Genomic DNA, 738 nt, shown 5'->3' with positions numbered 1-738 from the left:
CCGCGCGGCGACTGGCGCGCGCCGAGCGACTCGGTGGCGCGCGCGTGGCTCGACGAACTGACGCGCGCGGTGCCCGACTCCCTACCGGGTACAGCGTCGCAGGCCGATTGAGCCACGAACCGGCGGCGCAGACCAGGCTCGCCGGTTCGTCAGAGGTGGCCGCGCAAATTCGGATATTCGGGTAAGCGGAACGGCCGGGGCCTGAGCCAGCGACAATGCCGGCAAATGAACCGAAAAGATGACGAAGAAAACCCGACGCACGCACTCAGCGGCGTTCAAAGCGAAAGTGGCGCTGGCGGCAGTCAAGGGCGCGCGCACGCTGGCCGAACTGGCGCAGCAGTTTGACCTCCCCCCGAAAAACCGTAGCGGCGAGGACTGGAGATTTCTGGCAAATTCGAAACCCTGACGGGCGGGAGGTTTGCATGAAGAAATCGAGGTACACGGAAGAGCAGATTGCCTTCGCGTTGAAGCAGGCCGAACTGGGCACCACGGTCACGGAAGTGTGCCGGAAGATGGGTATTTCGGAGGCCACCTTCTACAACTGGAAAAAGAAGTATGGCGGCCTCGGCGTGTCCGAGCTACGGCGCCTGAAGCAACTGGAAGAGGAAAATGCCCGACTCAAGCGCATGGTGGCGGACCTCAGCCTGGACAAGCAGATGCTGCAGGAGGTGGTGCAAAAAAAGCTATGAAGCCGGCGCGCAAACGCGCGCTGGCTGACTTCTTGATCCAGGCCTATCG

The 738-nt window shown here is 62.5% G+C and carries 2 pseudogenes; both read left to right on the top strand.

What is annotated here, in order from left to right:
• Positions 1-238: 238 nt before the first annotated feature.
• Positions 239-355 (top strand): annotated as a pseudogene (locus ACYP33_RS10120) (transposase); the annotation flags it as partial.
• Between the two features lie 67 nt (positions 356-422).
• Positions 423-738, top strand: a pseudogene (locus ACYP33_RS10115) (transposase); the annotation flags it as partial.

Source organism: Burkholderia sp. 3C, assembly GCF_054589155.1.
This window is presented reverse-complemented; position numbering and strand designations above follow the sequence as displayed.